Source organism: Mycolicibacterium vulneris (assembly GCF_002104765.1).
Classification (GTDB): domain Bacteria; phylum Actinomycetota; class Actinomycetes; order Mycobacteriales; family Mycobacteriaceae; genus Mycobacterium; species Mycobacterium vulneris.
Genome location: NZ_NCXM01000051.1, coordinates 1 through 25,755, shown reverse-complemented (window position 1 = coordinate 25,755; position 25,755 = coordinate 1). Strand labels below are relative to the sequence as shown.

Annotated in this window: 24 protein-coding genes and 1 pseudogene; 15 read left to right on the top strand and 10 right to left on the bottom strand. The window is 63.9% G+C overall.

The window, feature by feature from the left end:
- Window positions 1–1,020 (top strand): annotated as a pseudogene (locus B8W69_RS28500) (hypothetical protein); the annotation flags it as partial.
- Between the two features lie 120 nt (window positions 1,021–1,140).
- Here B8W69_RS28500 and B8W69_RS28495 read toward each other — a convergent pair.
- Window positions 1,141–1,605, bottom strand: coding sequence for a DUF1877 family protein (locus B8W69_RS28495; RefSeq protein WP_085293014.1), 465 nt, complete (start codon window positions 1,603–1,605; stop codon window positions 1,141–1,143).
- 274 nt (window positions 1,606–1,879) lie between these two features.
- Between B8W69_RS28495 and B8W69_RS28490 the strand changes: the two genes are divergently transcribed.
- The 3 genes from B8W69_RS28490 to B8W69_RS28480 all read left to right on the top strand — a co-directional run bounded on the left by B8W69_RS28490 (window position 1,880) and on the right by B8W69_RS28480 (window position 4,822).
- Window positions 1,880–3,388 carry an AlbA family DNA-binding domain-containing protein gene (locus tag B8W69_RS28490; protein WP_245843404.1) on the top strand — a complete coding sequence of 503 codons (1,509 nt, stop codon included), beginning with the start codon at window positions 1,880–1,882 and terminating at the stop codon, window positions 3,386–3,388.
- Between the two features lie 189 nt (window positions 3,389–3,577).
- Window positions 3,578–3,817 carry a hypothetical protein gene (locus tag B8W69_RS28485; protein ID WP_047323896.1) on the top strand — a complete coding sequence of 80 codons (240 nt, stop codon included), beginning with the start codon at window positions 3,578–3,580 and terminating at the stop codon, window positions 3,815–3,817.
- Window positions 3,818–4,042: 225 nt separating this feature from the next.
- Complete coding sequence (locus B8W69_RS28480; RefSeq protein WP_085293012.1) at window positions 4,043–4,822, top strand: SseB family protein; 780 nt, start codon at window positions 4,043–4,045, stop codon at window positions 4,820–4,822.
- 640 nt (window positions 4,823–5,462) lie between these two features.
- Here B8W69_RS28480 and B8W69_RS28475 read toward each other — a convergent pair.
- The gene (locus B8W69_RS28475) at window positions 5,463–5,987 is read right to left on the bottom strand and encodes a hypothetical protein (protein WP_085293011.1); all 525 of its coding nucleotides are present in this window, start codon (window positions 5,985–5,987) and stop codon (window positions 5,463–5,465) included.
- Between the two features lie 153 nt (window positions 5,988–6,140).
- Between B8W69_RS28475 and B8W69_RS28470 the strand changes: the two genes are divergently transcribed.
- The 4 genes from B8W69_RS28470 (at window position 6,141) to B8W69_RS28455 (ending at window position 9,337) form a co-directional block, all read left to right on the top strand.
- On the top strand, window positions 6,141–6,320 hold the full coding sequence (locus tag B8W69_RS28470) for a hypothetical protein (protein ID WP_085293018.1): 180 nt from the start codon (window positions 6,141–6,143) through the stop codon (window positions 6,318–6,320).
- Between the two features lie 267 nt (window positions 6,321–6,587).
- Window positions 6,588–7,721, top strand: coding sequence for an NHL repeat-containing protein (locus B8W69_RS28465; RefSeq protein ID WP_085293010.1), 1,134 nt, complete (start codon window positions 6,588–6,590; stop codon window positions 7,719–7,721).
- A 106-nt stretch (window positions 7,722–7,827) separates the two neighbouring features.
- Complete coding sequence (locus B8W69_RS28460; RefSeq protein ID WP_245843403.1) at window positions 7,828–8,187, top strand: hypothetical protein; 360 nt, start codon at window positions 7,828–7,830, stop codon at window positions 8,185–8,187.
- Window positions 8,188–8,350: 163 nt separating this feature from the next.
- Window positions 8,351–9,337 carry a hypothetical protein gene (locus B8W69_RS28455; protein ID WP_133058042.1) on the top strand — a complete coding sequence of 329 codons (987 nt, stop codon included), beginning with the start codon at window positions 8,351–8,353 and terminating at the stop codon, window positions 9,335–9,337.
- Window positions 9,338–9,388: 51 nt separating this feature from the next.
- Here B8W69_RS28455 and B8W69_RS28450 read toward each other — a convergent pair whose 3' ends face one another.
- Window positions 9,389–9,907 (bottom strand): uracil-DNA glycosylase family protein, encoded by a 519-nt coding sequence (locus tag B8W69_RS28450; protein ID WP_245843402.1) that lies wholly within the window; start codon window positions 9,905–9,907, stop codon window positions 9,389–9,391.
- A 232-nt stretch (window positions 9,908–10,139) separates the two neighbouring features.
- On the opposite strand from B8W69_RS28450, the gene B8W69_RS28445 reads away from it, so the two are divergent.
- Window positions 10,140–11,168, top strand: a complete 1,029-nt coding sequence (locus B8W69_RS28445; protein ID WP_085293008.1) for a hypothetical protein — start codon at window positions 10,140–10,142, stop codon at window positions 11,166–11,168.
- Window positions 11,169–11,544: 376 nt separating this feature from the next.
- Here B8W69_RS28445 and B8W69_RS28440 read toward each other — a convergent pair whose 3' ends face one another.
- The 4 genes from B8W69_RS28440 to B8W69_RS28425 all read right to left on the bottom strand — a co-directional run bounded on the left by B8W69_RS28440 (window position 11,545) and on the right by B8W69_RS28425 (window position 15,327).
- Window positions 11,545–11,883 carry a hypothetical protein gene (locus B8W69_RS28440; RefSeq protein WP_085293007.1) on the bottom strand — a complete coding sequence of 113 codons (339 nt, stop codon included), beginning with the start codon at window positions 11,881–11,883 and terminating at the stop codon, window positions 11,545–11,547.
- A gap of 13 nt (window positions 11,884–11,896) precedes the next feature.
- Window positions 11,897–12,559 carry a hypothetical protein gene (locus B8W69_RS28435; RefSeq protein WP_133058041.1) on the bottom strand — a complete coding sequence of 221 codons (663 nt, stop codon included), beginning with the start codon at window positions 12,557–12,559 and terminating at the stop codon, window positions 11,897–11,899.
- Between the two features lie 186 nt (window positions 12,560–12,745).
- A complete protein-coding gene (locus B8W69_RS28430; RefSeq protein ID WP_085293005.1) occupies window positions 12,746–12,991 on the bottom strand; it encodes a hypothetical protein in 246 nt (81 codons plus the stop codon).
- Between the two features lie 479 nt (window positions 12,992–13,470).
- A complete protein-coding gene (locus B8W69_RS28425; protein WP_133058040.1) occupies window positions 13,471–15,327 on the bottom strand; it encodes a hypothetical protein in 1,857 nt (618 codons plus the stop codon).
- A gap of 271 nt (window positions 15,328–15,598) precedes the next feature.
- Here B8W69_RS28425 and B8W69_RS31005 point away from each other — a divergent pair, with 271 nt between their 5' ends.
- Complete coding sequence (locus B8W69_RS31005; protein ID WP_181447508.1) at window positions 15,599–16,795, top strand: hypothetical protein; 1,197 nt, start codon at window positions 15,599–15,601, stop codon at window positions 16,793–16,795.
- Window positions 16,796–16,861: 66 nt separating this feature from the next.
- Here the strand turns inward: B8W69_RS31005 and B8W69_RS31885 are convergent, their stop codons facing one another.
- A complete protein-coding gene (locus B8W69_RS31885) occupies window positions 16,862–16,984 on the bottom strand; it encodes a hypothetical protein (RefSeq protein WP_257790680.1) in 123 nt (40 codons plus the stop codon).
- 320 nt (window positions 16,985–17,304) lie between these two features.
- Here B8W69_RS31885 and B8W69_RS28415 point away from each other — a divergent pair, with 320 nt between their 5' ends.
- From B8W69_RS28415 to B8W69_RS28405, 3 genes are all read left to right on the top strand, one after another.
- Window positions 17,305–17,895, top strand: a complete 591-nt coding sequence (locus B8W69_RS28415; protein WP_085293003.1) for a helix-turn-helix domain-containing protein — start codon at window positions 17,305–17,307, stop codon at window positions 17,893–17,895.
- A gap of 1,287 nt (window positions 17,896–19,182) precedes the next feature.
- The gene (locus tag B8W69_RS28410) at window positions 19,183–20,151 is read left to right on the top strand and encodes a ParA family protein (RefSeq protein ID WP_085293002.1); all 969 of its coding nucleotides are present in this window, start codon (window positions 19,183–19,185) and stop codon (window positions 20,149–20,151) included.
- Window positions 20,148–20,765, top strand: a complete 618-nt coding sequence (locus tag B8W69_RS28405; RefSeq protein ID WP_085293015.1) for a hypothetical protein — start codon at window positions 20,148–20,150, stop codon at window positions 20,763–20,765. The genes B8W69_RS28410 and B8W69_RS28405 overlap by 4 nt, the downstream gene beginning before the upstream one ends.
- A 7-nt stretch (window positions 20,766–20,772) precedes the next feature.
- Here B8W69_RS28405 and B8W69_RS28400 read toward each other — a convergent pair whose 3' ends face one another.
- Together B8W69_RS28400 and B8W69_RS28395 are read right to left on the bottom strand one after the other, a co-directional pair.
- Window positions 20,773–22,671 (bottom strand): hypothetical protein, encoded by a 1,899-nt coding sequence (locus tag B8W69_RS28400; protein ID WP_085293001.1) that lies wholly within the window; start codon window positions 22,669–22,671, stop codon window positions 20,773–20,775.
- Window positions 22,672–22,675: 4 nt separating this feature from the next.
- Window positions 22,676–23,389 (bottom strand): WhiB family transcriptional regulator, encoded by a 714-nt coding sequence (locus B8W69_RS28395; protein WP_085293000.1) that lies wholly within the window; start codon window positions 23,387–23,389, stop codon window positions 22,676–22,678.
- A 540-nt stretch (window positions 23,390–23,929) separates the two neighbouring features.
- Here B8W69_RS28395 and B8W69_RS28390 point away from each other — a divergent pair.
- The gene (locus B8W69_RS28390) at window positions 23,930–24,832 is read left to right on the top strand and encodes a DUF2637 domain-containing protein (RefSeq protein WP_085292999.1); all 903 of its coding nucleotides are present in this window, start codon (window positions 23,930–23,932) and stop codon (window positions 24,830–24,832) included.
- A 136-nt stretch (window positions 24,833–24,968) separates the two neighbouring features.
- A partial coding sequence (locus B8W69_RS28385) for a DUF4226 domain-containing protein (RefSeq protein ID WP_133058039.1) occupies window positions 24,969–25,755 on the top strand: 787 nt, incomplete at its 3' end.

Below are 25,755 nucleotides of genomic sequence, written 5' to 3'. Positions count from 1 at the left end.
CTACGATGCACCACGGACCGACCAACCCCTGGTCGAAATCCAATAGCCCGAGCCCCCGGGAAAACCAGGGCGATTCAGGACGATCTCAAGTCGAAGCTGCAGGAGGATCGCAACGCCGGGGAAATCGGCCACCAGCGATACACCCTCACGCGGTACCCGTTCCTCGCCATCAACGACAACGCATTCGTCACCATCCGCCATCAGTGGGCCCTCGACCGCCTCTGTGGCGGCCAGCTCTACTTCGAAGCGTGGGCCAGCCTCCCGGGATCGGCCCGACATCGGTTCAAGACCGCGATGAACGACGCCTTCGAACAGTTCGTCGGCGGCATTCTCCACCGCATCGTCGACAAGTGCCCTCATCTACTCGCGATTGCCGACGAGCCCGACATGCAGACCGCATGGACGCAGAAGAAGGGCGAAGCGCCGTCGGTGTGCGACTGGATGATTCTCGGTAAGGATCACTGCGTGGTGATCGACGCGACAAATCACGCGGTGAAAGAGGATGCGGCGCAAGGGCTAGCGAGTTGGGAAGCCTACAGCGCCGACGTCGAGAAGATATTCATGGACACCGACCACGGCAAGTACAATCAGCTGCTATCCACCATCGCCCTCGTCCAGAAGCACCGCGGCTGGGAAGGCCAAAAGGTCGACGACAAAACGATGTACGCTCCGCTGGTCATCGTGCCCGACGCCGGCGTTACCAACGGACCGTTGGCTCAGTTCGACATCAACATCCGAAGCGTGAGGGCGTTCAAGCATCTTCAGCCGCAGGTGTACGCACCCGGCATCGTTCCGCTCTCAGACCTCCAACTGCTGGAGGGTATGGCAGACATCGGGGCGAAGGGCGGCAAGAACCCCAACATGATGGATCTGATCGCGAAATGGCGTACCGGAGCTTCGAAATACGGCATGGCGTCTTTGCAGCTGTACCTGCTCAGCTATGGCGCGCCGACCCTGCCGCTGAGCGACCACATCCTGAAGAACAGCGGAATGGTGCTGAACCTGCTCAACCGCAACTAGGCCGGGCGCAGATCGCTGGCGACGGTGCACTAAGCGTTAGTGGAACAATATGGAACTCGAGGTTCGTCGGTATCTCGATGTTCATTGTTGAGCAGGCCCTGCGCAAATAACTCTGCGGCCTTAGTCGCAGGAAAGCAGCGCGGCGCCACCGCCTTTCGATGCGTCTACAAAGAAGGACACCAAAATCTGGTAGTTCTCCTCGAGGTAGTCAAGATCCTCGGCTGCCCACGGGGTGGGCTGCACGCCTTCCTGATTCATCCGTTCGGGGCTGAAATGTCGCGCCAGTGTGTCGAATCGCGTCGCGGCCAATTGCGCTGCAATGGTAGCTACTTGGTCCGCCGATAAACCGAAGTAGATCTCACCGTCTTGGGTGGGGATGGGCTCGCCGGGCATTCGTTCGGGAGCGAGATTGATCGGCACGTCGGCGGCAGACAGCAGGAACTGGATGCCGTCGATCGCTTTGTCCACCGAGCCGCTCGGTCCGGCGCCGGGTAACGGCCGCCAGATAATGCCCCTGATCTGTTCCGGGTCATCGATTACCTGCACCAGCTCAGCGCTGGTCAACTTCGTGAAAGTCACCGTCATGCCCACGTTATTTGGCCTTCCACCTCTCTGGCCCCGACTGGTTCCATCTGATCAAGACTAAAAGCTACGGCGGGCGCCGGCGCGTGAGAATCGATCACACATGCGGGCATCTCTCGCGCGGGGCGACCGCATCGCTGGGCGATGTTGGTTCCAGAGATCTGATTCGACTTTTCGACCGATCGCAACTGCGCGACGCACCGTGGTCGCGGGAATATGCTCGACCGCTATGGGTCTCAACCTAGATACGACGGTGTCGTTTCGACGCAGCCACCGCTTGGACAAACTCGTCGAAGCGATTTTTCACGCCTCCTCGACCACCACGCCCGAGACCCATTGGGTTGAGTGGAAAAGCACCCTGGATTTCTCCAAGGCCAAGGACAAGGTCAGCGCGGCCAAAGCGATCATCGCTTTCGCCAATCGCGACCCGGTGAATGCGGCCCGCGAGTGCGGGGGCGAAGGGTACCTCGTTGTGGGCGTTTCGCCTGACGGCGTGCTCGACGGCGTCGCGGTACACGACGCGGCCGATCTCGCCGCGATGCTGCGAACCTACGTCGACGGACCTCACTGGGACGTCGACTACGTCGAGTTCCGCGGGCAACACGTCCTGCTCATCACCGTCGCATCACCGCAGCCCGGCGACCGGATCCACTCCCTGGTCAAGGACTACGAGAGCTACAAGTCCGGAACTGTGTTCCGCCGCGGCATTTCCGGCTCCGAGCCGGCAACCCATCGAGAGCTCAACGAACTACAGAACCGGCTCCTGCAAGACCCCCCGGTCTCTGACAGCGACGCGTTCGACGAGGCAATCAGCAGCGGCAACTACCGTTTGGCCGGCCGGCTGCTCCGCAGCGCCACCCGTGGTGTGATCGACGCATGCAGCGACCCTGAACGATTCCCACCCGTCTTCGCTAGTCATGTGCCGACGGAGCAGATCATCCAATACGTCGAGATCGCTGATGGCTACCGCACGGCCGCGGCGCCTTTGCTTGCTCTCGTAATCGAAGGCTGTCGCGTCGAAAGCGCTTTCCTTGAAGTCGAATATCGACAGCTCATCACGGCGCTCGCCGAGCCGAGACCGCTTGCCCAACAGAGCGGTTCGCTCATCACGAATGTCCGAAACCAACAGCTGGAAGCGTTGGCAATGCTGCCAGCCACGCTCACGATGTACGCCGGCACGATCGCGGCAGTTGAACACGAGAACTATGGCGCCGTCCGCACTCTGACCGTCGACGCCACCGTCGACTGGTCCCTTTTCACGAACCGCAAGGCGGCGGTCCTCGATAAGGCTGGCCCCTGGGAGATTGTCGGCCACGAGCGGCATCTCGGACTTGCCCTGCGTGCCGCCCAGACAGGCGCACTCACCAAACAGCTGTTGGAGGACCTCGCAGCGGGTCGACTTCCGCGCCGACTGGTCTACCCAGTCTCGGCTTTCTTGTTCGATGCGCTGCGGTCGTACTTTCCCGACCACACCGATTCCCAGTACATCCGGCTGTTCGATGCCGCCGAGCTCCTTTTCGCCCTTGTTGTCAGCGATCTGGCGGCTCAACGTAACCCAGGCCTCATCGACCAACCCTGGCTGGGGCTGTTCGTAACGCACGCGGCCGAGAGCTACCCCTTCGAGGAGACCGAGGTGGCGCACATGTTGATGGACGCGCGAAGCGCGGGCGACCAATGGCCACCCGTAGAAGCCGGTCTGTTCGGGGGATCAAAGAAACGGCTACAGGAAGCCGCCGACACCGTGTGGACGGCTACTGTGGCGCAGCTCCGCCGCGGACCTTTCTGAAACCACGTAGTCGCGAGGATGCCTTTGATAGACACTGACGGCCCTGGGCTGGCTCGATGGCGAAACGGCCACTCGTCCTGAGTCATGCGACGCAGACCGAATACGCCAACTGCGCTGAGACTGTTCCCGATTCCGCAGTCGCCATCGGCTAGTCACAACCGCTGACGTGGCGATGGCACGATAACAGTCGTGGATGAGAAGGTGCCCACTGTCAGCGTGCGGTTGTGGCGTGCCGACGCGATCGTCTTGGCCGATTGGCTAGCCCATACTGATCTGAACACGGTACCGGTCACCCATCCAGCGCAAAAGCAGGCGCTGGCAGATCTTTTGAGCCGATTTGAATGGGCTGCCGATGAGGACGTGACCGCGGCAACTGCCGAGGAGATCGCGGCAGCCCAGGCCGAGGTGGTCCGCGATATGGGCTGGTGACACGCCTGAGCTGGCTGGGCACTCGTCCCAGCACGGTCAGGGAAACGATCTACACCCCGCCACTCCGTTCACTACGGGTTCTGTCGCACGTGTAGACCGCCGCGTTCGTCACTACCTCGAGGCGACGCGGTAAACCTCCGAAAGTCGGGCGGCGGGGCGATATCCTCTGAGGAGGGGGACCATCGCTGGTCGTTATCCAAGATAGGTCAAGGGCTTTGACGCGACATGACACCTGAGGGCTACCCCGATCGCGCCAGACTGGTCGATAACGTGGTGCTGCGGCGAGCCGTGGCAGCGTTCGCCGCCCAGCCCAACCAACGCGGCGCGCTTGAGGTGCTGCGGTTGTGCATGTACGGGGAGGTGCTGTTGGACATCACCGGATCCGACGCATTGACCGGTGAACCGTTCGCCAAGGGCTCTCACCTGCAATTCCGGGGCGGCACCGGCCCCAATGGCGGTTCGGCGCTCTTCTGCTACACCCGCAACGAGGAAATCGCCCGCCTGCACCCGCCCGGTGCGCCCACCGCGTCACTGGTCCAGCCGGCCACCGGGGCGCTGGAGCTCGCCCGAAGCCAGGGCAACGCATGGCTCTACATTGACCCGGCCGGGCCCACATGTGCACTGTCAGCCCCCGAGATTGATTTCGCCTTGCGCAACGGCAACAACGAGCGGCTCAAGCAGGCCCTAGCCGATCACACTGACGGGAAGGCCGACCGGCAGGCGGTGGTGAAGGTGTTGCGCGACAACGGCCCTATGGTGCTGGCCGGCGATGATTCACGCGGCGGAGTGGGTGTTCGCATCACCACACATCCAAACGGCACCACGAGCATCTTCGCCTTCACCAGCGCTCCGGAAGTCCTCGCTTTCAACCCTGCCGACGCGGCCATATCGCTGACGATCGAGCAGGTGGTTCACATGGCCCGCGAACAGCGACACACCGGGATCGTCATCAATCCCGCCGGCCCGTTCCTATGGGTTTCGTTGGCCGAGCTCCTCCGCGGATAAATGGGGTCGGGAGGGAGATGCCGGCGTGGGTTCATCGTTCCAAGACGCTCCCCGTCGCCGCGGCGGCACAAGTCATTGCTCGCGCCTTCGAACAGCACCGCGTCGGGGCCCTGGCCGAAGCGGACCTCGCGGCAACGAAACGCGTGCAACGTAAACTGCGTGAAGCGATCACAGATGCTTGAGTGTCAGCGGGTATAGCCGTAAGTATCCGTGGCCCTGATTACCTTGGTGAGCACTCGATTTCGGCGCCTTCAATGAATTCGTTGCACGTCGTGGTTATCTCCTTCCTGAAGATGAGCTCGGGTTAGCCCGGCAGTGGCAATCCGTCAAACGCGCTGTGCACGAACTGATCTCTGTTCGCCCCGGTGAGAGCGTCACCCTCCGCAATGCAAATACCGGCGAGTTGGCCGAGGTGCGCGAACAAGATCCGAATCCTCAGCTCAAGGTCGGCGCACTCTACTGCGCCCGCGTCGTTCAGGCTGGCAATTCAATGCAGGTCTTGAGCCCAACGGTGCCCGTGCCGCGCTCACCTCGTGAATCTTCTCGACGGTGAACCGGAGCCCATGGAGGTCATCGCGGCCCTGGAACACCGTAGGGCCTAAGTCGTCAGCCCTACCGCAGCCACATCATCCACCATCTGTCAGCCATTGCCGATGGTCGTGGTGGTATCGGATGTGGCGATGAACCCGGTGTAGGTCTGTCCCGAGCCGACCCGACATGCCAGCGCAATCGTGTCGGTCCATACGCAGATGGCGCCGTCGAATGCGTATGCGGTGTTTTTGGGTAGCAGGTTGATCGGGTGGCCCTCGAACTCGGGATTACTGCCAGGGCTTGGGTTTTCAACGCCGGTGAACTTGACTGGGCTGACCACGGTGCCTGACTCGAACAGACTCGCTGTGTTCGCCCCGCCGGGGGCGCCGGCGAACGGCCCGGTGCAGTTCATCGCATACATCGCGCGGTGATTGGATGACGTGCAGTACAGGCCGCTGGGTGTGCGGAAACCGCGCACCGAGTAGGCAAGGCCGGGTCGCACCGTGTAGTCGCTCTCAGATGCCTTCGGGTAGGAGGAGAAGTCCGGGGCAGCCGGCGCGGCGTGCGCGGCGACAGCCGGGACTATGGCCACCATAGCCAGGAAGCCTGTAGTCGCCTGGGCAATCCGGTTCATGGACTCATTATCCCTGCGCTCTGGCGGTGACCGGACGTTTTTTGTTCCGTCAGGCCGCCAAAAAATGCGTGCCTTGGTATACCGCCAGTAGCACGGACTGGATGATTGCTGGCAGCCTCAACCCAGGCATACCACCGAATGGAGAATGCGCGCGTGAAGACGAACCGCCTGTATAGCCCTGTGTTTTTCGCAGTGATGGCTGCGCTATTCCTAGTCCTGTTCGTGATCAACGTTTTCCACGGCACGTGGCTGGGCTTGGTCAGTACCGGAGGCCTTGCCGTCTTGATGGGCTACCGGGCCTGGTCCGGCAAGCGCCGCACAAACCAGCAATAGACCCGCAACCCAACACCGACCGGTGCTCAAATCCCTCTGGGCATTTGCTGTTGTGGATGGCATAGCCGTTAAGGATTCACCGCGAGATGCGGGTGAGGCCAGAGTCGTGCATCGCCTCGAGGTCAGGCCGCTGTACCGAGGCGATGTCCGCGAGCTCCTGCGGCCCTAGCCTCGACAGACACGAGGGGCTCAGTCACCAAAAAAGTGTCGTGACCCATCGCGATTCAGGGGCAACATATTCATGACCACTATTTCGAGAGGAGCAGGATGATGAAGCTGGCGGAGGCGTTGTCATCTCGCGGTCCACACGCTTTGGCGGCGATGACACTGTTGTGCGTCGTCGCTCTGGCGTTGGTGGGCTGTGACGGTCAACGCGCGCCAGCTCGAGACAAATCGACCTCCAGGCCGTCAGCAACATCAACGCTGAGTCCTTCGCCGAAGTCGCCCGACGCCTATCGCCAAAGCGATGTGCCCTTGGCCGGGCTCAAGGATCCGAACGCGGTTGCAGTCGATGCGGCCGGCGCTATTTACGTCACGGACGCGGGCAACCGCAGGGTCCTCAAACTGGCCGCCGGGTCCACCAGCCAGACCGAACTGCCCTTCACGGGCCTGCAAAACCTGACCGCTATCGCCGTCGATCCGGCGGGCAACGTGTACGTGACCGACTTCAACGACGGCTACCCCGGTGTCGGGCGGGTAGTCAGGCTGGCGGCTGGCTCTAACGCTCAAAGCACGGTGCCGATAACCGATCTCGCCGACCCGCGCGGTATCGCCATCGATCCGACGGGCGGTCTGTATATTGCCGATCGCCGAAACAAACAGGTGGTGAACCTGCCGGCCGGCTCAGCGAGCCAAAGGATTCTGCCCTTCCGGGGGCTTGAGTCGCCCAGCGGTGTTGCAGTCGATGCCGCCGGCGCCGTCTATGTCACCGACGTCGGTACCAGCCGCAACCGAGTGCTCAAGTTGCCGTCAGGCTCGACGAGCCAAACTGAGCTTCCCTTCACCGGTCTCAACCAGCCAACCGGGGTGGCAGTCGACCGCCAGGGCACGGTGTACATCACCGACCTGAACAACCGCCAAGTCCTCAAGCTCGCCGCCGGCTCGACGAGCCCAGTTGAACTCCCCCTGCAAAGGCATCAATTCGCCCGAAAACTTGAGCGTGGATGGAATGGGCGCCGTCTACATTGCCGATTCCATGCAGGCGCGAGTAGTGAAACTCGCGCCCTCCTAAGCAGGCAAGCACGTGGTGCTGGCCCGGAATCGCGGGCGCCCTTAGGGCATTCCCCCTTGCCCAAACGCACTTCGTGGTGTCGGTTCACCGGGAGTACACGGTGCCGCCTGCGCCGACTTGTGGGTGATCAACCAGTACGTTGGTTGCGTGGTCGTCAACAGTGTCCGTAGCCGCAGGATCGCTCGAGGGTTGCTGGCGCTGGTGTGCGTGGCTGCGGCGGCCGCAGGTGGGGTCGTCGCGTGGCGCATCGAGGAGCGGGCACAACCGTGTTGGAGTGTGCGGCAATTCATCGAATTCAACCGCGATACGCAGGCCTCACTGAAAGCCAAGACGCGGTTCGCGCCGCCCGGCTCGTATGAACCAGACGTGGTACCGGCTGCCGGCGACTACCAGGCCTGGCTCGACGGCCTACAGCAGCGCGCCGACCAGGTGACCGCACCTGAGCTATCGGCGCACGCGCAACGAGCCGCGGCGCTGGCGCGTGAATTCATGAACGATGCCAACCAGATGAACGCCGAACTGGACAAACAAGATCCCTTGAAACCGCAACTGCCACCATCGGCGAAGGCGGCAGGCCAGGTCAACCGCGAGTTCGGCAACGAATTGGCCACGCTGGCACGCGCCTGCCCGACCTGAGCGCGCCGGTAGCCACTCGCGCCTCGCTACTGCGCCGAGTGACGAGGCGATGCGACGTGTGAAGCGGGCCAGCGGGAGGCGACACTGCGCTGCCTTGCGCTGCAGGGCGCGAGCGCCCAAATCGATGACGCAAAGAGCTCCGCTCGTCGCCGATAATGGTGAGATGGTGACGGGCCGTTCGGTTAGCGCCGCGCTAAGGCTGATCAGGCGGCGCCGGCTGTGGCGGCTTTGCATGCCGGCCGTGGCGTGTGTGGTGGCGGCGACTGGTGCGTGCGCTGCCCTGGATCGCAGCTCCGAGGCCCGCCACCTTCAGGCCGAGATAGCGAAGATGCCTGGGGTCGACGGCGTTAATTCCGGCTATATCAACGATTTCGAGAACGGCGCGGAACTGAAATTGGTAGTCACGATGCCTAAGGCAAGCGAGGAACAAATCGCCGCGGTCGCCTCGCGCATCACCAGCATCAAGGGCAGCGATTTCAACGGCTACCGTCAGTCCTGTGATTTCGTCGTCGGCGATGAACTCGAGGTGATACGTGGTGCGCAGCTCGATCCCGCCCAGATCGTCGACGACACACACCGCTTGCGCGAACTGAGGACCCGCGTCCCGCGGTCAGCAATCCAATGGTCACGTGACGGTACTACTTCGCGGCTCGAGGTATGGGATGTCGAACACACCAGCGACGTCTTGACCGCGGTCTTGGCGGCCGTCAAGCCCGAACCGATGACCGTCTATATCCGTTCCGCCAAACCGACGAAGTACCCGACATGGGAAGTCGGCGTTCCGATCAGCGGCGAGCAGCGCGCAGCGATTGATGCGTTGCTGTCGCGGCTGGTGCTGCCGGTCTATTACGTTCGCATCGACAACGCGGAGATCACCGAACTATCGGCATACATCACCGACCCTGCCACGGCCTACGCTGACCTCAAATCAGTTATCTCCATGGTGGCGCCAACCAAACAGCAACCGTTGCAACTGGAGTGGCACCTCATGGTCGAGCCCGACAATTTTCACCAGTTCACCGGCTCGCTGAAGGTGCCGAGCTGCCCCCAAGACAACGGGGCCCCCAAATCCCAAGCCCCTCAGTACAATCAGACCGCGGAGGCGGCCGCACTTCAGCGGCAACTGCAAAGCGACTTCACCGCCTGTTGATACTGCCCTGCCCCACCCCCACGCCTGTGGCTGTTTCGGACGCCGGAGCTGTCACGCCGAGTCGAATCCCCACGCGATCGCACGCGCCAGCGAATGCACATACTGCTCGCGAACGAGACGCTCGCGGGTCATGATGTGATACGGGTGCGGAGGAAACAGCAGACACGGCTCCCCGGGCTGATCGTCGCGGCGGGCCGGCGGCACTCGGAAAGGCCAATTCAGCTCCCGCGCCTCCGGATATACCTGCGCCAGCGCCGCTTTCGCGAACTTGCCGACGCCGATCACCAGCCGCGGACGCACAATATCTCGCAGCTCGGTGTGCAAGAACGGCAAGCAGTTCGCGCTCTCATGCGGATGCGGATCGCGATTCCCGGGCGGATGACAATGCAGCGAGTTGGTGATGAACAAATGAGCTTTGGCGACGCCGGCGCGCTGATAACAGCGATCCAGGATCCGGCCGCTACCGCCGAGAAACGGCTCTTGCGCCTTCATGCAGGCCCGGCACAGAGCCTCCCCCACGATCGCCACCGGGGAATCGATCGAGCCGAAACCCGGTGCCGATTCGGTCACGCCGGTCTCATTCAAACGGTCGGGGTCAACGCATTTGCGGCACGCCTTGATCCTTCGATCGAGTGCGGCCTTTTGCCGATGCCTGGCATCAGTTGTCACCGCATCCACCGGTCCCCGTCAGCCTCAATCGCAACCACCACTGGCGCGACGCTACCCACTGCGCACCTTCAGAGGGCGCAAATCCGGAATGTCCAGCGACCGAAGCTGACCGGGTGCGGCAGACTGGTCCGCCGTGTGGATACGTTTTTTCCAGCAGCCCTGGTGGGTGCGCTGGCTGGCCGACGCGGTTTTCATTGGGGCCATGCTCCCCGTGTTCTGGTGTCTCTACGTCACACACCCTTTGGAGCGAGCCGCACCAATCGTGCTTGCCCTGGCCCTGGTGGGCTTCAGCGTGGCGGCCGGAGCGGTGTCCGCCGTGGGCCAGCGTCCCGCCCGGGCGGCGTACGCCGAAGCGCTGCGGGGACTGAATGAGGCCGAGCGTGCCGAGGCGGTTCGGGCACTACGCGAAGGTGCTCTGCCACCTGATCACCGTGTGTTGGCCGGCGCGATCCGCTGCGGCGCGGTCGTTGAAGCCTATTACCAGCGGGCCAGCCGCGGCCGATTCGCGCAACTGATATCAGCGGCCCTCCTCGCTGTTGTCGGGATCGTCTCCGTCTTCCTCAGCGACCCGCGCCGCGGCACCCTGTGGCTGTTGATGGCCGCGCTGTTCGCCGCGCTGACCGCGCGCCGCGAGCGTGTGCGCACAAAGCTCAACACCCACCTGGCGCAGCTACTCGCGGCCGCCGGCCGCTCCCCCGACGTCAACGCCGACGACATCGCGCCCCCACCCCTACCGCGGCGCACCAGCTGGCAAATCGTTTTGTTCGTCGTCGTAGTGGGCGTGGCGAGCATCGGCTTCACCCGATTGGCGACTCATCCACGCCGAGACTGCCGCGCCGCCGGCGCCGCGATCAGCTTCTTAGCCGACAATTCCGATCTGACCAATCTGCAGCTCATAGTGACCGGCGGCCCCGATTTACGCGCCTACCAACATTGGGCCGAGCAGCTCTCGCACTTCGCCGCCCAGGTCTCAGCTCCCGACATCGAGCCTCACCTGCGTGCGATGGCCGATCGCGCCAGCGATGCGGTTTCCCTTGTCGCCCAAGCCCGTACCTCCCCGCCGCCGCGCCCGGTTATCGACTTACAGACCGCCTACGGGCAGGACATGCTGGCCATCATCGACCAAGAACGTTCCTTGACCGCTGCATGCCGGCCGCGCTGAGGTCTTGACGCTCGGACCGATTGGATCGGAACTTCCGCCGTTGGGCCCCTGGTGGATCCTGTTTGACCGGATTCTGGCGACCTCCCGGCTCAGTCCACCGCGCTTATACCGACTGTTGTGGGGCCTTGAACCTCGCGCGGCCGAGACACAGCAAACGAGGACGCCAGACTACGGGGGCCCGGGCTGGTCGCGGCCCTAGGCGCCCAGCTTTTCGGCGGACCCACCACCGGTCCTTCCCCACCGCGGTAGGTGAGAGAAAACTTCCTGCTTTCCGGAGCGATCTGGCAATCGGCCCACAACGCCGACATGAGTGAGCGTTCAGTGTCGAAGTGGTTGCCTCGGCATGGACGTCCCGATCGTGGGCCGTCGCATTCTGTTAGCGCTCCCCCTTCATCTGGCCGATAAATGCATCAAGGTCGCGGCGAAAGTTGGGCCCGGTGCGCATACGCATGTAAACGTCGCGGTCGATGGCATAGACCCCAGGAATCGGATCCGCCAGGTGGTGTGCCAGCAGCGACTCGTCGGGCTCGGTGTCCAGCTCGCCGGCATTGAGCCGACGCTCGAATTCATCGCGAAGTTTCAGCCTGGCGCCATCTTCAGTGTCGGCTATCACGTGCCAATCCGACTTCGGATACCAGGCCTTCCACGACTGATCGTTTTGCCGCTCAACTCGCGGCTGAACGACCACTACATACTCTGGCGTGCTGCTATCCATGGGGTTTCTCCAATCAGTCTGGCCAGTGGCCGCTGATATCGGTCGGGGACGAGAAGATGGCAATGCTTCCATCGGGGAGCAGTTCGCGGCACGTGAAGCCGCCGCTTGGCCGAGGTAGGCACCACACGATGCCCGTTGGCGGTGTTGGGCCGGTACCGTCGTCGCCACTCACGTCGTCATGTGGCGTCGGTGCGTCGCTCGATAGGGTCTGATACCCAGCGGCGACCTGCCGCAGCGTCGCCGACACCCCCTGATATTGGGTTTTCGTGGCCTGTAGCTGGCCCTGCATCGCCGACAGGTGCTGGTTCATCGCCGCCATGATCAACTGGGCCCCTGCCGGCGACCGACCTAACGTAGCGACCTGAGCCCCTACCGCGCGCGCCTGATCACGAATCACCCCCGAGGCCACTCGGCCCTGCTCGCCGATCACACCACCCTGCGCAGCGGTGTGCGTCAACTCCTCGTCCAGGCCTGCAGCAGCGGTTCGGGCTCGCTGATATGCGCCAGCCACCCGGGTCACACCACCGCGCAGCCCGCTCACACCCTTCGGCGATGCAGGCACCGACCCGCCATCACCAGAAGCAGGCAACTTGCCGCCCTCACCGCCGGCCGGATACAAGTCATGCGCACGGGTCAGCAGCCGGTCCACACCAGCCACAAACGCCGCAATACCCACCCCTCAAAATTAGCCGGAGCTCTGTCGACAATGCCACGCCCAAACCCACCAAGCTCCGTGCCAGCTCGACGCAGATGTCGTGCATCATGTGCTGGGCAGACGCGGCCTTCCTCCCGGCGCGCCGACCAGACATAACCATCCATGCGGGAGGAAGGGTGCGAGCCGGGCTAAGCACTGAGATTCCCTTCAGTTACTGCCTTTGCGGCGAGTCAACAATGCCGCCGTCGGGCGGTGGAGTGGAAGCGGCACAACCACTCCCCCGACCTCGGCCGCATAGTGAGCGGCTTCATCGGACTCGGCGTCGGTGTAAGCGCGCACGGCGGCGGGCTGGCTGGGTACCCGTACCAGCAGAGTGAAGTCAGCGATCTGCACGTCGCCAGTCCGCTTGCTTGGGTTCTGTCGAACGTGCAGACCGGCGCCATCATCGCTCATTGCGTCATTATCGGCCCTGTGCGCACTCTTCGACCGCTTCGCCCCGCACCTCGATCGGGCACGCTAACATCAGTCATGCCCAGCGATCCGGGCCGAAAGGGTCGACGGGTCATTCCAAGGGGTGGCCTAATGACCTGTCCCGGGACAGACGCGCGTTCCCAGACAATCCGGCCCGAAGGCTCCGCGCGCTGTTGTCGTTGGTTTCAGTCGGGCGGTTCCCGAGCTGATCTGAAGAGAGCGTGTCGGTCTGGTCGTGCCGGTAGGCGCTCTACGCGCGGTCCGATGGGTGCACGCATTGGACTGCAAGCGATACAGCGCACGGTTACAACGTGTTTCATGCGCGGATAGCGTTTGGGTGTCAGACGACTTCGCCAACACCACACACACGGCGATCCAGTCGAATCGAATTCGTTGGTGAGTGTCTGCCTACCGGAGAAGGAATCGATCCTTTTGGCCCGGATCGCTGGGCATGACTGATGTTAGCGTGCCCGCTCGAGCATTAGTACCGTCGCAGACAAATCCGGGTCATAGGTGCGCCCGCAGGCGCGGCAGGTGAGAACACCGCTGCGTTTTTGAGTCTCGGCGGGGTTCTCGTGTCCGCAGCCGGCGTGAATACGGCTTAGCCCGGCGGCGGGCACCACCGTGATGGGGACCGCGTCGCGCGCCGCAGCGGCGATGATGGCCTGGCGCAACAGGCCGGGGGCGGCGTGCTCACGACGACGGTCGATCTCACGCTGCCGGTCGGTAGGTAATGCGGTGCGCTCCAATGCCCCTCTGGTCACGGCGGCCACGTTCGTGTCGTCGACGACGATTCGTCCACACTGGCTGACAAGGGTGTGGGCGACTTGGCGCCATAGGTCATCGCGGTAGCCGCGGGCTCGCGAGCGCCCGTGGCCCTGCTGTTGCCACCGCAGTCGATCGCTGCGCCGCCAGGCTTCTAACTGGGTGGCCATCTCGGTTCCGCTGTCACGCCAGTGCAGGGCGAGCGCGGCGAATCGCGCCGGTGAGCGCCACTGTGCCACCGCGGCGGCGGTGAGCTGTTCATCCGGGCGGCCGGGATGGGGTATGGGCCCATGCTCATCAAGCCAGTCGGTGAGCTTGCTGCGGACGCTGTCCAGGGCCAGGTCTCGCGTCGATGCCGTTTGGCTGTGGCGCTGCAGTCTGGCTGCGATTACCGCCGGCGCGATGATTCGACCCGAGACGCCCTCGGTGACGGGCACAATGACGTGTGCAAGTCGGCGCGGAATCGTTATCGGTTCGGTGGCACGCCAATGGGCGACCACAGTGCCGCCCTCGCCGGTTTGCCAACCCAAATGTATTGCCACGGATGGACGATCGCTCCGTTCGGTGGCAACCGCATGGGGTATGCGCGCGGTGATGGATAACTGTGCCCGTAGGTCGGCCCCGACTCGAGTGAGTGTCAGTTGCGCGCCGACGATGTCGGCTTCGGCCGGAAGCCATCGATGAGCCTGGACGGGCACATCGATCCATTGTGGTTGGCTGCCAGTGGATCCGCAGCGCAGTCGGACGGTGACTCGTCCGGCGCGCCGCTTCTCGGCGCGCGTCATTTCTGCCCACTGTTGCGGTCTGATCCATGGCATGTGAAGGACGTTGTGGTACCGGCCGGCGGGATCGGCAACCACCAGCGGGGTGCGAGGAGGTCGGCCGGTGGTCCGCTGTAATTGCACCGCGATGGTGCCGGTGCCGTCGAAGCGGTGGTGGCGCAGCGTCGCGGGCTTGTGTTGTGCGCGCTGCTGTTGGATGCGTCGCACCGCGACTTTATGTTGGTCCACGATGTAATTGAACGTTGCCCAAAACAACTGGTCACCTGTTGGTGACTGGCAGTAGCGGCGATAGAGACTTTTCTGGTCGGCGGCAAGCTGGGCCCCTCGGTCCCGACGCCGTTGTGCGGCGGCGTCTTTGACTTCGGCGATGGCGTCGCGTCGGAGCTGGCGCGCAGACCTGAGCGCGGCTCTAGCATCACGCAACTGGTGCGCGAGGGGCGAATCCACAAGCTTGTCCCGCGCGGCGATCCGAGCTGCTTTCAGTGCCGCCGCGGCAGATTCAACCCGTTCCTCGGCGGCGGCCACCTGCACTTCAGCGGCGGCTACTGAGGGATACGACGACCAAATCTCCTTTATGTCTTCGTCGTAGGCGAGCTGCAGGCTGACGAGGTCCTCACGCAGATCGTGTGCTAGCCGCAGTTGTTGGCGCAGGATGTCGGGCAGCTGCCACCGGTAATGCACACCCATGGTGTGAACTGTGATCCGCGTCGAGTCTCCAACCTCGACATTGGCGGCCCGCTCTGCCGCCTCTAACTCTCCGTCGGAGGCCACCCACATATCGTTGCACAATGAGCGTCGCGCGCTGAGGCACGGCTGATGCCGCCACGTAGTCGCACACGAAGGCGCCGCGGCCCGACCGCCACGCACGACCGCATCTGATGGTGTCGTCACGCACTGCTTGGCTTCTTAGACGCGTGGCGAATTCGGGTGGCCGCGACTAGAGGTTGCTGATAATCGCCGATTTGATGCTGTCACGGGATATTTCGAAGTTGGGAAGGCGTAGCTGTGGCATTGGCCCATTAAGTCGGGCTAACTTTGGTGGGTGAGTATCGCGGCATTTCTGGCGGGGGTGGACCGTATCCTGACGCGCGCGCATAACCTGTATCCGGCTGGTGGGCAGGGCGGCCCGTTTCCGGCCTCGGGCGGTGGCTCGGCTCCTGCGTCACCGGCCGGTGTTGGCGGGTTGCGAACCGGTGTGACGCGGGCCGCCGGCTCCTATCAGCAGGCGCGGACCAACGCGGCGGGCCTCGACCAGGAGCTGCAGCAGGCGGCCGAGCAGGGCGGCACGATCGGCGCGCAGGGCCGACTCGGGTCCGGGGTGATTCGCGACCAGGCCCGCGCTGTGGCCGCGGCCGCCGGTCCGATGGCCCAGTCACCGGCCGGTGCCCGCCTGGTGATGGCCGCGATGGACCAGCACCTCACCGCGATGCAGGGCCAGCTGCAAACGACGAAGACCCAAAACCAGGCAGTATCGGCGACCTTGCGGCAGACCGCGGCGGGATACCAAACGCTGTCCGATGGCGCCAAGGACTCCCCCGCTGACCCGACGATTCGCGCCGCGGGCTGGAAGCCGGGGGCCCCGTTGCCGGCCTCGCCGGCCCCGCCGGGGTTGCCGCCGGTGGCAACGGATCCGCGTAACCCGTTCGTGGGCGATCCTCGTTTCGGATACTGGACCGACTATGTGCCACCGCCGTACACGGGTTCGACGCCGCCTCCGCCGGCCAAGCAGCACGTGCCCTGGGTGGACGGTCCCGAGGGCGGCCCGACCGGCTTTTACACACCTGGTAGGACCTGGATCGGCGACAATGATGCGCCGTTCGCCGCCTATGAGCAGCAGTACAAGTTCCGCATCGCTGGTGAGGACCTGACGTCCTACACCCAGGTGGGTCCGGGTGGTCAGATGCAGCGCTGGGTGGCCTACACCTATGAGGCGCAGGAGTTCCAGAACGTGACGCTCAACGGGGACATCTGGGTCAAGACGCCGCCAGACGCGAGCACGGGAGGGTTGGGCGGTGTCAGCACCGGCGGCATCGGAGGGATCTCCATCCCGCCCAAGATTGGGCCGTGGCAGCCCATTACCCCGGCGCAGATCGCGACCCTGTCGGCGGCTAACCCGACGGTTAAGTACTACATGCCCGATCCGTGCGGGCAACAATTCACATTCGTCAACGGGACAGCTACCGGGGGAAACGCGCCGGGTCCGATCACCCCGAGCATCATCGCTGGTCCGCCCGGCTGATGCCCGAGCTGACTCGGCCGGCGGCCCGGGATCTCGAGGCTCTGCCCTGGCCTGTCACACCGGATGTCAGGAAACGAGTTCTCGAGTGCCGAGGTCTTCGCGCAACCGGAACATCACCAACGCTTTGGCGTCCTTGAAGCCCTGGCTGCGGGCCGCCTCGTCCAGCTTGGCTCGCGCCTGTGCAGTCATTCGCATTGTGAATTGGGCAGACATCCTGCGGTTTTCTGAGCCCCTGCGGCTCTTGCGCCGTGGCGTCAAATCGCTTGCGCTTGCCTGCTCTGCCACCTGACCCGCCCTCCTGAGGCTTTGACGTGCTTTTTTGCATCTATTAAGTGCATTTGTGCCATTGTATGCCCTCATGCGCCGTTGCGCGGTATTCCGCGCAACGAGTGTCGGTCTATCGACATGTACTTGATAAGGGCATTCCAGCAGACCAACCGCAATGTGTGGCGACGTGCACGGGAGTACACTGAGGCCTTTGCAGGTGCGTCGCTGGAAGGACTCGCTTCATGGTGATGGGAGGTCCTCCGCAGCGCGGCAGGCCCATCACCGGCGTCCCGCAAGCGGCCCGGATGCTGGGCCGCGATGTTCGCACCGTGCGGCGGATGATTGAGTCGGGCGAGCTTGAGGGCGGCGCCTCGCTCGCTCACAAGCGCCGCCAGTGGTTCGTCTACACAGACCAACCTCTACTCCAGACGCAGGGGCGAGCGCCGGCCACAAGACCAGAGCACGGCGAAATCGCGGCCCTGCGAGCCGAAAACGCCGACCTACGTGCCCGGGCGATGGCAGCCGAAGAGGGCGAGCGACTTCTGCTTGCTGGGCAAGCGACTTTGCGGGATGCATTGAGGCAAAGTCAGTCCACGCTGGCTGCCGTGATGGCCGCTAATGAGAACATGCTTCGCGGGGCCGACGGTTATCGGATGGCAGCGGATGGTTACCGCGGTGCGGCCGATGAATTCCGCCAGGGCGCTGCCGGGTACGTCGAGGTGGTAAAGCAGGCACAGGCCACAATCGGGATGTTGGAAAACGTTCTTGAGAGCTACAGCGACACAATCTCTCAGCACATCACCCCCGGCCATGCAGGCGCTTTGAACACCTAAGCCACGTTGTGCCGCGCTGACAAGAATACAGCGCCCCTCCCCCGTTGGCGATCGTTGTTGGCCTCCCGTGGCCGATTAGCGCCTCGTTCCTGCGTCCAACGGCATAACGGGCGCTCGTCATTTCGTCACTGTGACGCGTTCGGATGGGCGTCCCGCGACGCCCATCTCCGTACTGCTTTCAATATCGTGTCGGGCTGTCTTCTCGGTATCCTTCCGCAGGTGGCGACACTCATGGCCCGGCGCAGCGTTCGCGCCAGAGCACGCCACCCGCTGCGCAGTACCGGAGCTGGTCTGCTCAGCCGCTGGCATCATACCGCAGCGCCACGTCGCGTCGACTGTATGCGTTCGCACCTCAGTCCCAGTATGGCGAGGCACCCGCCTTCAGGTGACGAGCACCGTTCGCTTCTTCACTGAGTGTTCTGCCTCGTCCTCCGTGGGCATGAGTGCCTGTGCGACCACTTCGGCGCAGGTTTGCTAAACAATTGCCCGTATTCGGCGTCCAGGGTTGAGCTGACGCTGGTGGCCGCAATTGCGGTCTGGGTCGTCTAGGCAGTTCGCGCTCAGGTAAGCATAGGCGCCGCCTTCCTGGTGTTGTGGAATACCTTCGGCGCCGCTTCGGCACCCATGTGTAGCGCAATGTACGTACGAGCGGTGGCCTTATGCATAGCCCTCAGCGAATGCAACCAAGCTGCACGGCGCGGGTAGGCATCCTGGGCCGGACAGCGGCCACAGGGGTCGCGCGTGTAGGGCGAGACGGGTAGGTGCACGGTCATCGCGCCATCTGCCCGTGGGCGGTGAGCATGGTATTGCCCTAGGTATGCGTCTAGGTATTGGTGACAACCTTCTTCTAGGTATGCGGCGCAGGTCCGATACGCCCTGTGTGATGGGTCTTTACGTACGTTTGAAAGGGCAGGCCGAGCGCCAATGGGAGCGGTGGTGCGCTGGGTGCGGAGGCGGGGGTGAGCTGGACCGACACTCTTTCTGTAAGCAGGACTACTGGCATGCGACTGGTGCTCGCCCCGTCGCTCGACGCGAAGTGCCCCAGGGTGGCCGTGACGTGATGTGCGCCTGCATGCGGCGTCGGGCGTGTTGTGGCGACGTCGGCATATCGGCAGGTGCAGGGTCTTACGGCGAGCCTTCTTTGTGGCTGGGCGCGTCGCGCATCGGCGCGCCGGGTTGTTGCCACTACACTTCGTGAACCATGACCAGTCACACGTTGCGGCGGTCGGCGCCAGGTGTCGCCGCGGGCGCCGGTGCGCCGCGAATTCAGCTGCAAGCTGCGCTGTCATGACCGAGAGCATACTGACCGTGGACGAGCCGAAGGTGACGATCAACTGGGCGCGTCTCGGGCATGTTTACGTCGTGGGGAACGGTAAAGGCGGGGTGGGTAAGACGACGACGGCCGCGCATTTGGCTGCGTTGGTTGCCTCTGATGGTGCTCGTGTGTTGCTCGTCGACCTCAATGGGCAGGGCAACATCGCTCAGGTCTTGGGGTTTGCGAACACGAGCGTCGACGATAAGGGACGAAACCTTTTTTCGGCGGTGACCGCAGGTGTGCGGCTGGCGCCGATACCGGATGTCAGGCCGAACCTGGACGTGGTTCCCGGGGGGAGTTTCGTCCGCCGTATCTCGACGACGTTGGCTGCCGAGATGGGTACTTCGCGCGATAACGGGGTGCTGTTGGCGTTGGCCGATGCGTTGCAGGGCGTGGCTTCCCAGTACCAACTCATCATCATTGACTCGCCACCGGAAAACCCGCTTCTTCTTCAGCTTGCGTTGTGCGCGGCTCGCTGGGTCATCGTGCCGATGAAGACTGATGGCACCTCGCGAGCGGGGTTACGTGAATTGGCCAGCGACATTCGTGCGATACGTGACCACAATCCCTTCCTCGTCCTACTTGCCGTGTTCGTGTTCGCTTCGGGCACCAAGGCGACCAATATTCGGCGTGAGCTCACCGAGCAGGTCGCCCAGGATCTGGGCGCCAATAGCGATTTGATGTTGAAAAGCTTTGTCCGCCAGGCGGAGGCCGTCGCTCGCGACATCATCAAGTTCGGCCGCCTTGCCCACGAGCTCGAGCAGGAGATACCCAACAATCCCAAGCATTGGGAGTTACGTCGAGGGACAGCCAGGGGGGCTACCGTCGTTAGTAGTACCGCTCGGCCGGTGGCTGAAGATTTCGCCAAACTTGCGGCCGAGATACTCAGCCGTGCTGCCCGTAAGCGGGAACAGATGATCGAAGAAGGAGTGTGGCCGTGAGCAACCTAAGACAGCAGGATCTTCCGGCAGAGGACCTTTCTGACCTCGGTGCGCCGGCGGCTCGGGGATCGGGGTTGTCTGGGCTGCTCTCACAGAGCGCGGGCGAGGCGCCCGCCGCAGCCCCTCAGCCACGACGCGCTTGGGAACCCGATGCCGAACACGATGCGGTGGATGCCGGTACGACTGCGGTGGCCGCCCCCCGCCGGCCCCGCCGGCCTGGGCGGCCGCGCACGCGCACCAAGCCTGTTACTGCGGTGTATGTCAGTCCGGGTGTCAAACAGCGCTTTGAGGCCTATCGGCACAAGCAGAAGGCCACGAATCTTCAGGTGGTTTTGGAAGCCATCAGTAGCAAGCACCATGAGCTGGCCGACATCATCAAGCAGTCGGCGTTCAGTACTGCACCGGTGAATCCTTTGTTTCCGGCCGATCCGTCGGCGGTGCGCTATGTCGGGGGAGGCAGCGTGCAGATTGGTTTCAGCGCTACACCTGAGCAAGAACAGGTACTTGACCGTATCGGCGCGGAGTTGGGTTTCGAGACCCGAAGCACCTGGATTGCTCCGGTGCTCAACGCGTTTTTGCCGGGTCGCAAAGACGGTGCGCCCGACCGCGGCTGATGGGACTCTAACTACCGCAGGCGGTCAGTACCCGGGCGCCGACCAAATCGACGAGCAATTCGATTGCCCGAGTTTCCTCGTCGATCGGGGGCGGTCCTGTGGCCAGCACGGCGCTGAGGTATTCCTCGTGGTGCCTATCGAACGCCTGGGCCAGCGTGAGGTCGGGGCCAGCCAGGTGATGTTGGGTGCTGGACTGGTCGTTCAGCTGCTCGCGGCTGAGTAACCAGGTGTGCCAGCTGGCGCGTTCTTGCTGGTGTCGGCGGGCGCGCTGGTTTTGTTGGTCCTCGAGGTGGTGGGCGGCGGCGATGTCGTCCAATGTTGTCGGGCCGGTGCAAAGGCGGCCACGATGCTGGGTAATCAGACCGGCGATTCGTAGGGCTGCGAGAGTCTCATAGCCCGTGGTGATGGCCGTGTGGGCCGCGGCGAAGACGTCGCGGGGGCGTTGGATATGCTGGTGCACGATCAGCTCGTAGATGCGCCGGTGACGGTGCCCGATGACCTTCCAGGCCACGTGGACACCTTCGACTCGGATCGCCGCGACCGTCTCGCGGGTGACGCCCATCTGGTTCTGCTGGGTCAGCGCGTAGTAGTCGGGTTCATGTCCTTGTGCGATGCGCGTGCGCACCAGCGGTGAGCCCGGCAAGTCACGGGTTTTTCGGAGGAACTCCCAAACCGTCGTCTCACTGAGCAGTCCTGTGGCTAGCGATAGCGCTCGTCCGCCCACGCCTACCACGGGGACTCCGTTGATCACCTCTCCGGCCCGCACAGCATGTATCGCCAGGGCTTGGTAGACGGCCGCACCGATCCACCGGTAGCGGTGGCCGGGGAATTGCGCTTCCACCCAGGCCACTGCGTTGGCCAGCCACTCTCGATGCAGCTGTGGTCCCGGTGTGGTCCCCCCTGTGTGTACTTGTTCTTGTGCGCGGACTGGTCGGAAAAAGCTGCTGTTGGTGGCGGCCCAGGTCAGGGCTTTGCGCCAGTCGCGTTGCAGGGCTTTCTCGGCTCCGGCGCCATAGCGGGTGTAGGCGGTGGCCAGTCCGGTGTGCCAGGGGCGTCCTGGGGCCATGAGGGCCTGTATAGCGGCCAGGGTGTGGCCGTGTAATGCGGCGTGGGCCAGGACGGATTGGCGCGCTTCGGAGTGGCTTCGCCACGTCCGGTCGGCGGGTAGTTGGCCGGTGGTGGCGTAGGTGGTGATGCGGGTGGGCAGTGCGGTGTCGCGGGTGTATTCGGGGCGTAGTCGTTCGCGGGCGCCGCTGCCGGTGGTGGCGTCGCTGGGTGTCGAGATCGGTTTGGTGGTGGGCGATGGGCTAAGGGCGCCGAGCAGAACGTTGAGACGGGGGAGCAGCGCGGGGTCAGAGCGTGTGGTGAATGCGTCGATCGCGGTGGCTAAGGGGCCGTCGAGGATGCGGTGGCCGCCTTCGCGGCAGGGGGAGCCGGGGACGGTGATGCACCCGGTGCGGGTGTTGGCCATGGGGGTTTTGTCCAGGCTGGGTAGTCGGGCTTGCAGGAGCCGCATGAGGGGGTTGACTTCGGCGGTGGTGGCGGCGGTGCCGATGGCCAGCGGCACGATGATGTGGCGGCCGCCGCTAGTTGAGCGGTCGGTGATAGCGACCCCGCCGGCATCGGTGATCCAGCTCAGGGCGCGAGCGAAGTCTGCGTCGACGACCTGTTGGCTGTGGTGTTTGGTGTCGAAGTCCAGTGCGAGGACCTGGGTGCGGTGGTGTGAGTAGAGCAGGACCGCGGCCGGCACGGTGGGCAGGCGGCTGGTGAGGTTTTTGGTGCGGTCGAATTTGTTGGTGGTGGGGTCCCAGACGCGGATTGTGGGTCGGGCGGCGATGAGGGGGGCCAGTGCTTTCCAGGTGGCGGCGGGGCTGGCGGGAAGCGACGTGGCCGGGTTGGGGGACATGGCGTTAGGAGGCGTGGCGGGTCACGGTGAGGTCAGTGGTGTCGTGCAGGTGGCCGTGGGTGTCGAGGAAGACCCACCGGTGCTGGCGCCACAACATGGGTGTCGTGCTGGTGGTGCTGCGTGGGTCGACGAGGTATCCCAGGTCGAGCGCGGTGGGTATGTCGGTGTGTTCGATGAGGTCGATGCAGTTGCGGCAGGCTGCGATCGCGTCGGCGGGACTTCCTAGGGTGTGTGGGTGTGCGCGGCGGCGCCGGGAGAAGATCGCGGCCTGCTCGTATGTGCATGCGGGAGCCATGATTTCGCAGTGGCCGCTGGCGCGGGCGGTGATTTGTTGGGCGATGGCCGGCGCCGGTGCGGCGATGAGCAGTTTTCTGACTCGGACACGTCGGCCCGGGCGCGCTGCGCGGGTGGCGGCCGGCACGGCGGCCGGTGGTGTGACCGGTTGAAGGTCAAGCGATTTCGTGTCGGGCGGGGGCTGGGCGGGCAGGCCCAGCAGGTGCCTTTTGGCGGGAAAGTCGCCGTCAATCCAGACTCCGGCCCACATGCCGTAGGAGGGTTGACGGTGCAGTGCAGATTCGGTGCAGGGCTGCAGGGTTGGGCAGTTGAGGCATTGCTGGCGGGTATAGGTGCGCCGCTTGGCGTCAAACCAGTCGCCAGGGTGTTGCAGGCAGGATGCGACTCGTCCGGTGCTGGCGGTGTCGTCATGCTTGTGGTTCACGAGGGTGTCCTCTATCGTGAAACCAGCCCGGTGAAGGCTTGGTTTCTGGTTTCAGAGGCCATTGACCGGAGTTGGTGTCTCCGGTCGCAGTTGTCCCCGTTTCGGCGGGGACTTCTGCGTTAAGGGCCGTATCAAGTTGTGTGTTGACCTGTGGTGTCCGTCAACGCGTTTGGGTGAAGGTGTGGGGCGCGGTCTCCTCGTTTCATCTGGGTGGTTGGGGCTTCTGGTGGGACCAGAGTGACACGAGTCGGCATCGATGTTCGGCCGACACGCCGCGCGGTTTTCCGCGCAGGCACCACAGTAAGCAGCTTCAGCACCCTTACGCCGCACCCGCGGGAAGTTTTTTTGACATCTCCACGCCGGGGCTTTTGGCGCTCGCAAATCGGTGACCGCCGACCGACGCGTAAGGGCGAGCGGGGTTGTAAGTTCGGCTTGAGCCCACCTGGTCGGGGTCTGAACGGGACTGCAGCGCTGCTGTTCTGGTGTGCGGCACAGCCCAGTTGTGTGCCGTTATTCTTTGCCTGCGAAGGGATTCCGCGAGTGACGACACTGAACACGCGCCGCAATGGCGCAGGGCTTGCGCAGCGATCCGACGTCAAGGTTCATCCCGTCGACGAGCACTTCGGCGGCCAGGGCGCGCTGTCGATGCCCGCTGTCGAGTCAGCCTCACTCGGGTCCGAAACACTGAACGCACCACCTGCGCAGTGGGATGCGGCCGGTGAAGACGAGATGCGCACGTTGCGGTTGGTTCGCCGTAGCCGCACCGCAGCGGTGTGGCTGACGGTGGGTATCGCGACCATCAGCTTCGTCTTGTCGTTCACCTCGTTGCGGAATCTGGCGGCGATGTCGGCGTGGCCCGGGTGGCCGTCGTGGCTGTGGCCGTTGATCCTTGATGGCCTGATCATCCTTGCGACGCTGGGGATTGTGTCGTTTGCGCCCTACCGTGAGCAGTTTTGGAACCGTGTTTTTCTGTGGGCGGTGCTCGGGGTAGCGGCTTTGGTGAGCGTGGGCGGCAATGCTTTGCACGCGTGGTTATTCACCGGGCAGCTGGCGCCGTGGATGCGTTGGGGTGCCGCGGGTCTGGCGTGTGTGCCACCGGTAGCGCTGATGGTCACGACGCACATCTTGGGGACCTTGTGGCGATTTCATCCCGCACCGCCGCCCGATGCGCGCTCGCAGTTGCGCGAGCGCGCGCTGGCGCTGGCGGTGGAGCGAATGGACCGCTGGGAAGCTGCTGCGGGCAAGCTGCATGAAGAAGGTTATTGCCCGAGCGTGCCTACCGACAAGTTGGCGCAGGTGCTGCGGTACTTGTACGAATCTCGGCCTGCGTTATCGCTGCGCGCGATCGGGGCCAAGCCGGAGGTGGGTTTACATCACGACACGGTCAGCAAGATTCGCGATGCCGCTGCAAGCGCGCTGGGCATGACGGTCGGCGACCAGTAAGACCGCAACGAACACCGCCGACATGCTGATGCTCGTCGGGCCAGGGAAATCGGTGAGGCGCGGCCGTCGCATAGTGCCAGCACACGGCGGTAGCGTTTTTCCAACAACCTGCGGTTAGAGGGGATTTGGGCAAGCCATGGGCTTTCTTGATGACGTCTTGGATGACCTGTTTGATGACCTTTCGGGGATCTTCGGCGGCGATGACGACGGTGGTGGCGACGGCGAGAGCGACTGGCCCGCCCAGCAGCCGGTACCCGCGACGTTTCCGCCGGGCGCGCCAGGGTGGGGGCCTGCTCCTCAGGCGCCGGGCGCGCCGGGGTGGGGGCCTGCTCCTCAACCCCCGGGTGGGCCCAGCGGGCTGCAGCAGGGTGCCGGGCAAGCGGGAACGACCTACCAGCAGGCCAGCGGCGCTGTCAACCAGACCGATGAGAAGCTAGCCGATTTGCTCAAGCAGATTTTCGCGGCCAACGACGACAATCGCTCACGGATTAGCGGCATCATCGCCAGCATCGAGACAGCGCGCAAGGCGCTGACGTCCAACCCGCAAACCGCCGGTGACCCACATGCGATGGCCTTGTTTAACCAGTTCTTGGACGGCCAGCTCGCCCAGATTCAACAGATTCTTGACAGTTCGAAGGTGGACAGCAAAAAGCAAGCCGAGTTGCTTGCCGCCCTGGGTGAGGAGTACCGCGGTACCGCTGGGGGCGACCCGAAGAAGAAGGGCAAGGGCGATAGTAACGGCGCCGGCGGCGGTGATGGTGGAGGCGATACCAGCGGCGACGGTGACGGCGGTGACGGCGGCGGCGGCGGTGGCGGTGACGGCGATGGGGGAGCCGGGGCTGGCGGAACCACTACAGGTGGCGGTGCTGGTGGGGGGTTGACTGATCCGCTGGCTGGACTCGGTGGCGCGGGGATGGGTGATC